This is a genomic window from Pseudomonas sp. PS1(2021) (genome assembly GCF_020405165.1).
In the GTDB taxonomy this organism is placed as follows: Bacteria; Pseudomonadota; Gammaproteobacteria; order Pseudomonadales; family Pseudomonadaceae; genus Pseudomonas; species Pseudomonas aeruginosa.
This window is the reverse complement of sequence record NZ_CP084484.1, coordinates 3,384,209-3,397,589: the sequence shown is the minus strand read 5'-3', so window position 1 is coordinate 3,397,589 and position 13,381 is coordinate 3,384,209. Positions and strand designations below refer to the sequence as shown.

Below are 13,381 nucleotides of genomic sequence, written 5' to 3'. Positions count from 1 at the left end.
AGTGCTTCCTTAAAGAAAACCCCGCACAAGGCGGGGTTTTCATCTTCTACCACTGCCCCAAAAGTCCCTTTCCGGCTACAGCGTCTAACGGTCTTGACCTAAATCGAGAATCTCAATCCCAGCTCAGTGCTCCGCCCGTCTGGTACTCGATAACCCGCGTCTCGAAGAAGTTCTTCTCCTTCTTCAGGTCCATGATCTCCGACATCCACGGGAACGGGTTGGTGGTCCCCGGATACTCCTCCTTCAGGCCGATCTGGGTCAGGCGCCGGTTGGCGATGAACTTCAGGTAGTCCTCCATCATCGCCGCGTTCATCCCCAACACCCCGCGCGGCATGGTGTCGCGCGCGTATTCGATCTCCAGCTGGGTGCCCTGGAGGATCATCTGGGTCGCCTCGTCCTTCATCTGGGCGTCCCACAGGTGCGGGTTCTCGATCTTGATCTGGTTGATCACGTCGATACCGAAGTTCAGGTGCATCGACTCGTCGCGGAGGATGTACTGGAACTGCTCGGCGGTGCCGGTCATCTTGTTGCGGCGGCCCATGGAGAGGATCTGGGTGAAGCCGCAGTAGAAGAAGATGCCTTCCAGCACGCAGTAGTAGGCGATCAGGTTGCGCAGGAACTGGCGGTCGGTTTCCGGGGTGCCGGTCTGGAACATCGGGTCGGAGATCGAGCGGGTGTACTTCAGGCCCCACGAGGCCTTCTTCGCCACGCTGGGGATCTCGTGGTACATGTTGAAGATCTCGCCCTCGTCCATGCCCAGCGACTCGATGCAGTACTGGTAGGCGTGGGTGTGGATCGCCTCTTCGAAGGCCTGGCGCAGGATGTACTGGCGGCACTCGGGGTTGGTGATCAGGCGGTACACGGCCAGCACCAGGTTGTTGGCGACCAGGGAGTCGGCGGTGGAGAAGAAGCCGAGGTTGCGCATGACGATGCGCCGCTCGTCTTCGCTGAGGCCGTCCTTGCTCTTCCACAGGGCGATGTCGGCGTTCATGTTGACTTCCTGCGGCATCCAGTGGTTGGCGCAACCATCCAGATACTTCTGCCAGGCCCAGTCGTACTTGAAGGGGACGAGCTGGTTGAGGTCGGCGCGGGCGTTGATCATCTGCTTGTCGCCGACCTGCACGCGCGCGGCGGAGCCTTCGAGATCGTCCAGGCCTTCCTGGATGTCGAGGTCGTTCAGGGCCTTCTTGGCGCGGGCGACGGCGTCGGAGTCGTCGGCGGAAACGGCGCGCGCTTCTTCCACCGAGCCGGCGGCTTCGTCGTCCAGCTTGTCATGGCCCTGGGCAACGGCCTGGGCGGCGGCGGGCGCGGCCTTGGCTTCGGTCGGGTCTTCTTTGTCGAATTCGTCCCAGCTCAGCATCTTGCTCTCTCCTGGTCTGGCGGCCGTCTCGGCGGCCTGGATATGGGGCGTGAGGTGCACGCGAAAGCGGTGGTCCGGCACGGTCTGGCCGGGCCGTTCTTCTCCCCCGGAGGGAAGAAGGGGATTGTTCCTGGCCCTGGCGAGGGGCCTTGCGCTGCCAGCGTGGCGCTGGACGAGCGACCGTCAGGCGCCGGGCAGGCCGGACTCACGGGAGGAGTCCGGCTTACCCGGCCACGACACGGACGCCGTTCAGCGACGCGCGATCACTGGCAGGCTTCGCAGTCGGGGTTGTCGATGCTGCATGCCTGCGGCACCGGCGCCGGCTTCGGCTCGGCGGCCGGGGCGGCTTGCAGGCCGTCGTTGCCACCGGCCGACACGGCGTTGAGCTTGCCGGTGTTGATGGTGGACTTCTCGGTGCTGGTGGCGGCCAGGGCACGGAGGTAGTAGGTGGTCTTCAGGCCGCGGAACCAGGCCATGCGGTAGGTCACGTCGAGCTTCTTGCCCGAGGCGCCGGCGATGTACAGGTTCAGCGACTGGGCCTGGTCGATCCACTTCTGGCGACGGCTGGCGGCTTCGACGATCCAGCGGGTCTCGACTTCGAACGCGGTGGCGTAGAGGTCCTTGAGGTCCTGCGGGATGCGCTCGATCTGCTGCACGGAACCGTCGTAGTACTTCAGGTCGTTGACCATGACCGGGTCCCACAGGCCGCGGGCCTTGAGGTCGCGCACCAGGTAGGGGTTGATCACGGTGAACTCGCCGGAGAGGTTCGACTTCACGTACAGGTTCTGGTAGGTCGGCTCGATCGACTGCGAGACGCCGGTGATGTTGGCGATGGTCGCGGTCGGCGCGATGGCCATGATGTTCGAGTTGCGGATGCCTTTCTGTACGCGCTCGCGCAGCGGCGCCCAGTCGAGGGTTTCCGACAGGTCGACTTCGATGTACTTGGCGCCGCGCTCTTCGATCAGCTTCTTCTCCGAGTCGATCGGCAGGATGCCTTGCGACCACAGCGAGCCCTGGAAGGTCTGGTAGGCGCCGCGCTCATCGGCCAGGTCGCAGGAAGCCTGGATCGCGTAGTAGCTGATGGCTTCCATGGACTGGTCGGCGAAGGCGATGGCCGCGTCCGAACCGTAGGGGATGTGCTGCAGGTACAGGGCGTCCTGGAAGCCCATGATGCCCAGGCCGACCGGACGGTGCTTGAAGTTGGAGTTCTGCGCCTGCGGGACCGAGTAGTAGTTGATGTCGATGACGTTATCGAGCATGCGTACCGCGGTCTTGACGGTCTTCTCCAGCTTGGCGGTGTCCAGCTTGCCGTCGACGATGTGGTTGACCAGGTTGATCGAGCCCAGGTTGCAGACGGCGATCTCGTCCTTGTTGGTGTTCAGGGTGATCTCGGTGCAGAGGTTCGAGCTGTGCACCACGCCCACGTGCTGCTGCGGGCTGCGCAGGTTGCACGGGTCCTTGAAGGTCAGCCACGGGTGGCCGGTCTCGAACAGCATGGAGAGCATCTTGCGCCACAGGTCCTTGGCCTGGACGACCTTGTGCAGCTTCAGCTTGCCGTAGCTGGCCAGGGCCTCGTAGTACTCGTAGCGCTCCTCGAAGGCCTTGCCGTAGAGGTCGTGCAGGTCGGGGACGTCGGACGGCGAGAAGAGGGTCCAGGAGCCGTCGTCGAAGACGCGCTTCATGAACAGGTCGGGGATCCAGTTGGCGGTGTTCATGTCGTGGGTACGACGACGGTCGTCACCGGTGTTCTTGCGCAGCTCGAGGAATTCCTCGATGTCCAGGTGCCAGGTCTCCAGGTAGGCGCAGACCGCGCCCTTGCGCTTGCCGCCCTGGTTGACCGCGACCGCGGTGTCATTGACCACTTTCAGGAAGGGCACGACGCCCTGGGACTTGCCGTTGGTGCCCTTGATGTAGGAGCCCAGCGCGCGCACCGGGGTCCAGTCGTTGCCCAGGCCGCCGGCGAATTTCGACAGCATGGCGTTGTCGTGGATGGCGCCGTAGATGCCCGACAGGTCGTCCGGCACGGTGGTCAGGTAGCAGCTGGAGAGCTGCGGACGCAGGGTGCCGGCGTTGAACAGGGTGGGGGTGGAACTCATGTAGTCGAAGGACGACAGCAGGTTGTAGAACTCGATGGCGCGTGCCTCGCGGTCCTTCTCCTCGATGGCCAGGCCCATGGCCACGCGCATGAAGAAGATCTGCGGCAGTTCGAAGCGGATGCCGTCCTTGTGGATGAAGTAGCGGTCGTACAGGGTCTGCAGGCCGAGGTAGGTGAACTGCTGGTCGCGCTCGTGATCGATGGCCTTGCCCAGTTTCTCCAGGTCGAATTCCTTCAGCTTGGCATCGACCAGCTCGAACTCGGCGCCTTTCTCGATGTAGGCCGGCAGGGCCTTGGCGTACAGCTCGGCCATCTCGTGATGGGTGGCGCTCTCGGCCACGCCGAGGAAGCCCAGGGCTTCGGCGCGCAGGGTGTCCATCAGCAGGCGGGCGGTGACGTAGGAGTAGTTCGGCTCGCGCTCGACCAGGGTGCGCGCGGTCATCACCAGGGCGGTGTTGACGTCCTTCTCGGCGACGCCGTCGTAGAGGTTCTTCAGGGTCTCGCGCTCGATCAGCGCGCCGTCCACCTCGGCCAGGCCTTCGCAGGCTTCGCTGATGATGGTGTTCAGGCGGCCCATGTCCAGCGGCGACAGGCTGCCGTCGGCGCGGGTGATGCGGATGCTCGGGTGCGGCTGGGCGACGTCGCTGGCGGCGCCGGCGTTCTTGCGCTCGGCGGCGCGGGCTTCGCGGTAGATCACGTAGTCGCGGGCGACCTTCTGCTCGCCGGCGCGCATCAGGGCCAGTTCGACCTGGTCCTGGATCTCTTCGATGTGGATGGTGCCGCCGGACGGCATGCGGCGCTTGAAGGTGGCGGTGACCTGCTCGGTCAGGCGGCGCACGGTGTCATGGATACGCGACGAGGCGGCGGCGGTGCCGCCTTCCACGGCGAGGAACGCCTTGGTGATGGCGACGGTGATCTTGTCATCGGTGTAGGGGACTACGGTGCCGTTGCGCTTGATCACGCGTAGCTGGCCCGGCGCGGTGGCGGCCAGATCCTGCGACGAATCGGCGGCCTGCGGCGCGCTGGCCTGCGGGTTCTCGCGTGTGGTGTCGGTATGCATGGGTGGGTATCTCCACGTTCTCGTAATGGTTTTGCTAGCGGGCGCCGGGGCGCCCATTCCCTTGAATCGATAAAGAGCCGGGCAGCCGGCCTCGCGGCGGCTGTTTCATTCGAATGCTGAGGGTGGGGACTGTGAGTGCCTCCCTGGCCCTGGCGGGTTCGTGGCGTTTTGCCGTCGAACACAATACCTAGTGGTGTTGACTGTCTGTTTACAGCGTCCGTTGCAACACCCGTACCGCTTTTCCAACGTCATGAAGGGCTCCTTGCGATGAGCGCCGTCGATGCTTTCAGTACGTCTGGAAAATGCTTTTTTGCGGAGCCGCCGGAGCCATCAGAGTGGTCCGTGCGCGGTTGGTTCCGTTGTAGCCGTTCGTGCGCTCGAAACCCAAGATATAGGGGGTGGCGACGATGGGGATACAAGATAATGCGCTAATGGGGTGTTTGCAAGGTGACAGTCTGGGGGAAACCTGTGGATAAAGTGTGGGTCTTCTGTGCGTGAGTCCTAGGAAGCGTCCGTAGGCCGCGGCAGCGCTGGAGAATGCCATTCGTCGCCCTCGGAAAGCACCGGCGCAGACCTACTCCCCAACCTTTCGGGGCGCGCACCCTACCCACAATATGTAGTGTTTGCAAGATGTTCCTCGCGTGCTGCCGCGCGGCCCCCGTATTGGCTACAATGCGGGCCGCTCTGAGGGGGCCGCACGGCGGCTCCGGGACCGCGATACGAGGAGGCTGTGTGGAGCAAGAAGCCTGGCGCATCCTGATCGTCGAGGACGATCGACGCCTGGCCGAGCTGACCCGGGAATACCTGGAAGGCAACGGCCTGAAGGTCGACATCGAAGCCAACGGCGCACTGGCGGCGGCGCGTATCCTCGCCGAACGCCCGGACCTGGTGGTGCTCGACCTGATGCTGCCGGGCGAGGACGGCCTGTCCATCTGCCGCCAGGTGCGCCCGCAGTTCGACGGTCCGATCCTGATGCTCACCGCGCGCACCGACGATATGGACGAGGTACTCGGCCTGGAGATGGGCGCCGACGACTACGTGTGCAAGCCGGTGCGCCCGCGTGTGCTGCTGGCGCGCATCCGTGCCCTGTTGCGGCGCAGCGAGGCGCCGGAAGCGGGCGCCCCGGCGGCGGACAGCAAACGCCTGGCGTTCGGTCGCCTGGTGATCGACAACGCGATGCGCGAGGCCTGGCTGGACGGGACCACCATCGAGCTGACCAGCGCCGAATTCGACCTGCTCTGGCTGCTGGCGGCGAACGCCGGGCGCATTCTCTCCCGCGAGGAGATCTTCAACGCCCTGCGCGGCATCGAGTACGACGGCCAGGACCGCTCCATCGACGTGCGCATCTCGCGGATCCGCCCGAAGATCGGCGACGACCCGATGCACCCGCGGCTGATCAAGACCGTACGCAGCAAGGGCTACCTGTTCGTCGGCGAGGGCTGAGGCGCTTTTTTCCTGCGGGCCGGGGCGCGGGCGTCCCGGTCGGCCAGAATCAACAGCAGCGGACAGCGGCCGGGGGCTCGCCGATGAAATCCATCTTCCTGCGCATCTATGGCGGCATGCTCCTGGCCCTGCTGCTGGTCAGCGGCCTGGGCCTGCTCGGCCTGCACTGGATCAACGAGGTGCGCGGCGAGCACTACCGCGAGGAGCTGGCGCGCGGCACCTTCCGCCTGATGGCCGACAACCTGCAACCGATGACCGCCACCGAGCGCAAGCGCGCCCTGGCGCAGTGGAGCCGCTTGCTGGGGATTCCCCTGCAACTGCGCGGGCTGGATGAGCTGCGGATGGACGGACGCAGCCGCGCGCGCCTGATGAACGGCCAGGTGCTGGTGAAGCAGACCGCCGAGCACGCCGTCACCGTCTATACCCAGGCCAGCGCCGCCGAGAACCTGGTGCTCAGCGGCGAGGTGCAGCAGGTCAGCGAGCAACTGGCGCGGGCCACGGTTTACCTGCTGATGGACGAACTGGTGCGCTACCCAGCCAGCGAACAGCCTTACCACCTTGCGCGGATCGTCCGCGACAAGCGCTTCGGCTTCCCGGTGCACTTGCTCCAGGTCAAGGAACTGGACCTCGACGACGACCAGCGCCGGCGAGTGGTGGAGGGCGACACGGTGATGGCGCTGGGCAAGGACGGCGACTCGATCCGCATCTTCGCCGGCATCCTCGACACGCCCTGGGTGCTGGAGCTGGGCCCGCTGTTCCAGATGAACCCCTATCCGCCGCAGCTGCTGTTGCTGCTCGGCGCGCTGTGCCTGAGCTTCATCGGCCTGATCACCTACCTGCTGGTGCGTCGTCTGGAGCAGCGCCTGCGCAGCCTGGAGGCGGCCGCCACGCGGATCGCCCGCGGCAGCCTGGATACCCGCGTCGAGGTGCGCGGTGGCGACTCGGTGGGACGCCTGGGCGCGGCCTTCAACCATATGGCCGAGCACATCCACCGGCTGCTGACGGTGCAGCGCGAGATGGTTCGCGCGGTGTCCCACGAGCTGCGCACGCCGGTGGCGCGGTTGCGCTTCGGCCTGGAGATGATCGAGACCGCCGAGACCGACGGCGCCCGCCTGAAGTACCTGGAAGGCATGGACAACGATATCCAGGACCTCGACAAGCTGGTCGACGAGATGCTCACCTACGCGCGCCTGGAACAGGGCTCGCCGCCGCTGACCTACCAGCGCCTGGAGCTGGGCGTGCTGGTGCGCCAGGTGGTGGAGGAGATCGCCCCGCTGCGCCGCGAGGTGCTGGTCAGTTGCGAGGAGGGCGCGCTGGTGCCTGAGGAGCTGGGCAGTTGGATCGAGGCCGAGCCGCGCTACCTGCATCGGGCCTTGCAGAACCTGCTGACCAATGCGCTGCGGCATGCCGATCGTCGGGTCAGGATCAGCTACCGGGTCAGCCTGGAGCGTTGCCGGGTGGATGTCGAGGACGACGGGCCGGGGGTGCCGGAGGCGCAATGGGAGCGGCTCTTTACGCCATTCCTACGCCTGGACGATAGCCGGACCCGTGCTTCCGGCGGGCATGGCCTGGGACTGTCCATCGTCCGGCGGATCGTCTACTGGCATGGCGGCCGGGCCTCCATCGGCCGCAGCGAGACTCTGGGCGGTGCCTGCTTCACCCTGGCCTGGCCGCGCAAGGCGGGTCTGCGCGACCGCTGAAAAGCCGACGGAAATATGGCGGCTAGCTATCTGCAAGTGCATGCGCAGACGTATTCCAGGCGTAGCGAAAACATATCGAAAGGCCAGTCCCGCCGGGCGTGGCGAGTATTCCGCCAGGGGCTAAAAAAGTCCTTTTCAGTTGGACTCGTTTGTTTATACTCCGGGACGCGGTGGCTAGTGGAACGCCATTCGAAATGCCCGCTCCAACGGCATTTTGCCGGGGTCGGATAACAAGAACAGCGTTGCGCAGCCGAACCGTCGAAGTCTTCCCGGATTGGGAAGGCCACTTATAAAAAATTGCAAGTTGGAGAGTGTGGTAATGGCTGATCGTGAGGTCGGAACCGTCAAGTGGTTCAATGACGCCAAAGGTTATGGATTCATTCAACGCGATAGCGGTCCGGACGTGTTCGTTCACTACCGCGCCATCCGCGGCGAGGGTCACCGCTCCCTGGTGGAAGGCCAGAAAGTGGAATTCTCGGTGATCCAGGGCCAGAAAGGCCTGCAAGCGGAAGACGTCTCCAAGGTCTGATTCCCGCAAGCAAAAGCCCGTCGCGAGACGGGCTTTTGTCATCCAGCGCATCCACCCCGCCAGGCCCCCGTTGGGTGGCCCCTCGCAGCGCGGGGTTTTCGTCGTTCAGGCGGTGCGCCAGGTAATTTCCTCGACGCCACCGGCGTCGACCCGCAGCCAGCGGTCGGCGTCCTCTTCGCCCTGGTTTTCCTCCCAGCCGCCCGGCGCGCAGCGGATCTCCACGCCGAGCGCGGCATGCGCGGCCCTGGCGCAGGCGAGGTCGTCGTCCCAGGGCGTGCTGTCGCTCTCCAAGAACAGGCTGTGCCACTTGCCCACCGCCTTCGGCAGCCAGGTGACGCGCACCGCGCCGTGCTCGCCGCGGGCGGTGCACTTGAGGGTCTGGCCGTGCTCCTGCCATGGGCCGCAGGGCCCCAGCGCCTGTTCCAGCCAGGCGGCGACGGCCGCGTGCTCGGCGTCTTTCAGGTAGATCTCGATATCCGGTTGGCGCATGGGGTCCTCGGGGACGGTCAGTCGCGTTGCAGCCAATCGTAGCGCACCGCCACGCTGACTTCGAAGGGTTCGGCCAGGATTCGCGCGCGGCGCTCGGGGTTGACCCGCCAGCCGTGCGGGGTCATGGCCAGGAGGTTTTCCCGCGCGTCGTAGCTGTCCAGCGCCAGGCGGAACTCGAGGGTCTCGGTGTGGCGCAGGCGCAGTTGCGCGGGCAGGCCGGCGAGGTGCTTGTCGTCGGCGTAGTCGCGCACGTCGTCATAGAGCCGCTGGCGCAGTTCCAGCAGGTGCGCGCTGGCCGGGCCCAGGCGCAGTACGCCGCCGCCGGGGGCGAGGACGCGCACGGCTTCGTTCCAGTCGATGGGGCTGAACACGCTGGCGATCAGCTCGCAACTGGCGTCGGCCAGCGGCAGCCGGGCCATGCTCGCCACCAGCCAGGACAACTGCGGCGCGCGGCGGCAGGCGCGTTTCACTGCCTCGCGGGAGATGTCCAGGGCATAGCCTTCGGCGCCTGCCAGGGCTTCGCCGAGCCGGGCGCTGTAGTAGCCCTCGCCGCAACCGATATCCAGCCAGCGTCGTGGCGCGCGTTCGGCGGCCAGTTCGGCCAGGCGCCGGGCCAGCGGCGCGTAGTGGCCGGCGCCGAGGAACTGGCGACGGGCCTCGACCATGGCGGCGTTGTCGCCCGGATCGAGGCTTTTCTTGTGCTGCACCGGCAGCAGGTTCAGGTAGCCCTGGCGGGCGCGGTCGAAGCGGTGCCCGGCGGGGCAGGCGACGCCGTTGTCGACCTCGCCCAGGGCGGCGGAGCAGAGCGGGCAGATCAGCATCAGGCGAGCAGCCTCACCAGGGTCTGGTAGTAGATTTCGGTGAGCAGCTCCAGGTCGCTGGCCAGGACCCGCTCGTTGACCTGGTGGATGGTGGCGTTGACCGGGCCGAGTTCGACCACCTGGGTGCCCATGGTGGCGATGAAGCGTCCGTCGGAGGTGCCGCCGCTGGTCGAGGGCTGGGTCTCGCGGCCGGTGACCGCCCTGATGCTGGCGGCCACCGCATCGAGCAGTTCGCCCGGCTCGGTGAGGAACGGCAGGCCGGACAGCGCCCATTCGACGTGCCAGTCCAGGCCGTGCTTGTCGAGGATCGCCTCGACGCGTTTCTGCAGGCCTTCGACGGTGGATTCGGTGGAGAAGCGGAAGTTGAACAGCGCGGTCAGTTCGCCGGGGATGACGTTGGTGGCGCCGGTGCCGGAGTTCAGGTTGGAAACCTGGAAGCTGGTCGGCGGGAAGAAGGCATTGCCGTCGTCCCAGTGTTCCGCCGCCAGTTCGGCCAGCGCCGGGGCGGCCAGGTGGATCGGGTTCTTCGCCAGGTGCGGGTAGGCCACATGGCCCTGTACGCCGCGGATGGTCAGCTTGGCGCCGAGGGAGCCGCGGCGGCCGTTCTTCACCACGTCGCCGACCAGGCTGGTGCTCGACGGTTCGCCGACGATGCACCAGTCCAGGCGCTCGCCGCGTGCGGCGAGGCGCTCGACCACCGCCTTGGTGCCGTGGTGGGCCGGGCCTTCCTCGTCGCTGGTGATGAGGAAGGCGATGGCACCCTTGTGCTCCGGGTGGTCGGCGACGAAGCGCTCGACGGCGACGATCATCGACGCCAGGCTGCCTTTCATGTCCGCCGCGCCGCGCCCGCAGAGCATGCCCTGGTCGTCGATCAGGGCGTCGAAGGGTTGGTGCTGCCAGGCCTGCAGCGGGCCGGTGGGGACCACGTCGGTGTGCCCGGCGAAGCACAGCACCGGGCCGTCGCCGCCGCGCCGTGCCCAGAAGTTGTCCACCTCCTCGATGCGCATCGGCTCCAGGGCGAAGCCGGCGGCTTCCAGGCGGCGCATCATCAGGGCCTGGCAGTCGGCGTCGAGCGGCGTGACGGAGGGGCGGCGGATCAACTCGCAGGCGAGTTCGAGGGTCGGCGAGAGACTCGGCGAAGAGGCGGTCATGGGGAGGGCATCCTGAGCGGGTCGAGCGGAAAGGGGGAATCTTAAAGCATAAACGTGGGCGAAGGGACGCCGTTTAGGCGAGCGGGGCCGGCTGTCCCGACGCCTCGCCCGACCTCAACCGCCGATCTGCTCGGCGCCGCCGGCCAGTTCCTCGCGCGGTTTCGGCAGCGACGAGAGCAGGGCCATGACCAGCGCCGCCAGGTAGGGCAGCGATTGCACCAGGAGCATGGCGACCCAGATCAGCAGGTCGCGGCTCGGCACGCCCTGAACCGCCACGATGCCGGCCGCCGCGCCCCACAGCAGGAGCATCACGAAGACTTCCTCGCGGGCCTCCGCCAGGGCCACCAGCAGGCCGTGGCTGGAGCGCATCTTCGGCGTGCGGAAGAACGGGATGCCGCGGGTGACGAAGCCGTACAGCACCGCCTTGGCGATGGTGTGCGAGAGCGACAGGCCGGCGAGGGCGGCGAAGAACGAGTCGCGCAGGTCGACGCCGACGGTGCGCCGGTAGAGGAAGAGGATCTTGCCGACCTTGAAGGCGAACAGGGCCAGCGGCAGGATAGCGAAGATCAGCAGCGGCGGGTCGACGCGCTTGGGCACGATGATCATCGCCGCCGACCAGAGCAGCGCGCCGAGGGTGAAGAAGATGTTCAGGCCGTCGGCGATCCACGGCAGCCAGCCGGCCACGAAGTGGTAGCGCTGGCCGCGGGTCAGGCGGCTGCCGTCGGGACCGCGGCCGCGCAGCAGGGCGTCGGTATGCCGCTTCATGATCTGGATCGCGCCGTAGGCCCAGCGGAAGCGCTGCTTCTTGAAGTCGATGAAGGTATCGGGCATCACCCCCTTGCCGTAGCTGCGCTCGAAGTAGGCGGCCGACAGGCCCTTCTCGAACACCCGCAGGCCCAGCTCGGCGTCCTCGGTGATGCACCATTCCGGCCATCTCAGCTCGTCCAGCACGCTGCGCCGGATCATGGTCATGGTGCCGTGCTCGATGATCGCGTCGCGGTCGTTGCGGGTGACCATGCCGATGTGGAAGAAGCCCTTGTACTCGGCGTAGCAGAGCCGCTTGAAGGCGCTCTCGTGCTGGTCGCGGTAGTCCTGCGGCGACTGCACCACGGCGATCCGCGGGTCGCCGAAGTGCGGCACCATGTGCCTGAGCCAGTCGGGGTCGACGCAGTAGTCGGCGTCGATCACCGCGACCACCTCGACGTCCGCCGCCACGTGGCCCAGGGCGAAGTTCAGCGCGCCGGCCTTGAAGCCTTCCAGCGGGGCAACGTGGAAGAAGCGGAAGCGCTCGCCCAGGCGCGCGCAGTGCGCCTCGACCGGCTGCCAGACGGCCGGGTCGCGGGTGTTGTTGTCGATCACCAGGACTTCGTAGTCCGGGTAGTCGAGGCGGGCAAGGGCGTCGAGGGTCTGCTTCAGCAGTTCCGGCGGCTCGTTGTAGCAGGGCACGTGGATCGACACCTTGGGCCGATAGGCCCGCGCGGCGGTGATCGGCAGGAATGGCCGGCGCCGCTTGCGCGTCCAGACCGCCTCGGCCAGCTCGTGGGCCTCGGTGAACAGCACGATGACCACCCCCAGCGCGCCGGCGCCCAGCAACGCGCCGACGGTCAGGCTGAACCAGGTGCTGTACTGCTGGCTGTAGTCGTAGGCGATCCACACCAGCACCGAGGCGCAGGCGAACGAGACCACGGCGAGGAAGGTCCTCCCGCGCTGGCGCAGCGAGGAACTGTCGATCAGCAGCAGGGTGAAGGCGAGTACCGCGAGTACCGCCGAGGCGATGGCCAGGGCGCGCCACTTGGGAATCGGCACCACCGGCCCGGTGAAGTTGAACTTGGCCTTGCGGTCGGCGTTGTAGACGCCCCAGTAGGCGCCCACCGAGCCTTCGGCGCTGACCTTCCAGGGCTGGTCGAAGGCTTCGATGACGAAGTAGCTGTAGCCTTCGCCGTTGAGCGCGTTGGTCAGGCGCCGCAGGTAGATGGCCTGGTCCGCGGGTGTCGCCTCGGCGCTGCCGCGCATGCGCCCGTTGCTCGGCCAGCCGACCTCGGCGAGCAGCAGCGGCTTCCTCGGGAAGGCGGCCTTGAGTTCGCGCGCGCGTTCGAGCACGAAGTCCACCGCGTCGGCCACCGGCGTGGCCTCCCAGTAGGGCAGGACGTGGGCGGCGATCAGGTCGACGTGTTGCGCCAGTTCCGGGTGTTCGCGGTAGACGTGCCACTGTTCGGCGGTGGTCACCGGAACCTTGACCGCCGCGCGGACCCGGTCGAGGTAGGCGATCAACTGTTCCGCCGTCACCTCGCGGCGGAACAGCGCCTCGTTGCCGACTATCACTCGCACCACGCTCGGCGACTCGTTGGCGATGCGGATGGCGCGGGCGATCTCGGCCTCGTTGCTGGCCAGGTCCGGGCCGAGCCAGATGCCCAGGCTGACGCGCAGGCCGAACGCCTCGGCCAGCGCCGGGATGTCGCCGAGCGCGCCCTGGACCGAATAGGTGCGGATGCTGTGGGTGTGCCGGGCGACCAGTTCCAGGTCGGTGCGCATCTGTTCGGCGCTGGGGTAGCGGCCGCTCTGCGGGTTCTGGTTGAGGCGGAACGGCGAGAAGGAGAGGCCGGAGATGCGTTCCGGCCAGTCCGGTACGCTGACCGGACGGTTGTACAGGGCCCAGATGCCGGTGAAGAGGGCGGCCAGGGCGACGATGACCACCAGGTTGAGCCCGATCTTGCGTGAAGACATAGAGATGAA

Annotated in this window: 9 protein-coding genes; 3 read left to right on the top strand and 6 right to left on the bottom strand. The window is 66.8% G+C overall.

Annotated elements, in window-relative coordinates; translation table 11 throughout:
* Nucleotides 1-112: 112 nt before the first annotated feature.
* The gene (locus tag LE197_RS16185) at nucleotides 113-1,360 is read right to left on the bottom strand and encodes a ribonucleotide-diphosphate reductase subunit beta (protein ID WP_003086547.1); all 1,248 of its coding nucleotides are present in this window, start codon (nucleotides 1,358-1,360) and stop codon (nucleotides 113-115) included.
* A gap of 263 nt (nucleotides 1,361-1,623) precedes the next feature.
* Nucleotides 1,624-4,515 (bottom strand): ribonucleoside-diphosphate reductase subunit alpha, encoded by a 2,892-nt coding sequence (locus tag LE197_RS16180; RefSeq protein ID WP_003082358.1) that lies wholly within the window; start codon nucleotides 4,513-4,515, stop codon nucleotides 1,624-1,626.
* A 732-nt stretch (nucleotides 4,516-5,247) separates the two neighbouring features.
* On the opposite strand from LE197_RS16180, the gene LE197_RS16175 reads away from it, so the two are divergent.
* The 3 genes from LE197_RS16175 to LE197_RS16165 all read left to right on the top strand — a co-directional run bounded on the left by LE197_RS16175 (nucleotide 5,248) and on the right by LE197_RS16165 (nucleotide 8,187).
* Nucleotides 5,248-5,958, top strand: a complete 711-nt coding sequence (locus LE197_RS16175) for a winged helix-turn-helix domain-containing protein (RefSeq protein ID WP_003082360.1) — start codon at nucleotides 5,248-5,250, stop codon at nucleotides 5,956-5,958.
* An 83-nt stretch (nucleotides 5,959-6,041) separates the two neighbouring features.
* Nucleotides 6,042-7,658 (top strand): ATP-binding protein, encoded by a 1,617-nt coding sequence (locus LE197_RS16170; protein ID WP_003086549.1) that lies wholly within the window; start codon nucleotides 6,042-6,044, stop codon nucleotides 7,656-7,658.
* 319 nt (nucleotides 7,659-7,977) lie between these two features.
* On the top strand, nucleotides 7,978-8,187 hold the full coding sequence (locus LE197_RS16165) for a cold-shock protein (RefSeq protein ID WP_003082372.1): 210 nt from the start codon (nucleotides 7,978-7,980) through the stop codon (nucleotides 8,185-8,187).
* A gap of 105 nt (nucleotides 8,188-8,292) precedes the next feature.
* On the opposite strand, the gene LE197_RS16160 is transcribed toward LE197_RS16165, so the two are convergent.
* The 4 genes from LE197_RS16160 to ndvB all read right to left on the bottom strand — a co-directional run bounded on the left by LE197_RS16160 (nucleotide 8,293) and on the right by ndvB (nucleotide 13,372).
* Nucleotides 8,293-8,676 carry a hypothetical protein gene (locus LE197_RS16160; protein ID WP_003082373.1) on the bottom strand — a complete coding sequence of 128 codons (384 nt, stop codon included), beginning with the start codon at nucleotides 8,674-8,676 and terminating at the stop codon, nucleotides 8,293-8,295.
* A gap of 17 nt (nucleotides 8,677-8,693) precedes the next feature.
* Entirely contained in the window at nucleotides 8,694-9,497 is an 804-nt protein-coding gene (locus LE197_RS16155) for a putative RNA methyltransferase (protein WP_003101808.1), read from the bottom strand.
* Entirely contained in the window at nucleotides 9,497-10,648 is a 1,152-nt protein-coding gene (gene dapE, locus LE197_RS16150; RefSeq protein WP_003082377.1) for a succinyl-diaminopimelate desuccinylase, read from the bottom strand. Before dapE ends, LE197_RS16155 begins: the two co-directional genes overlap by 1 nt.
* Nucleotides 10,649-10,762: 114 nt before the next feature.
* The gene (ndvB, locus tag LE197_RS16145) at nucleotides 10,763-13,372 is read right to left on the bottom strand and encodes a glycosyltransferase NdvB (RefSeq protein WP_023109067.1); all 2,610 of its coding nucleotides are present in this window, start codon (nucleotides 13,370-13,372) and stop codon (nucleotides 10,763-10,765) included.
* Nucleotides 13,373-13,381 lie beyond the last annotated feature (9 nt).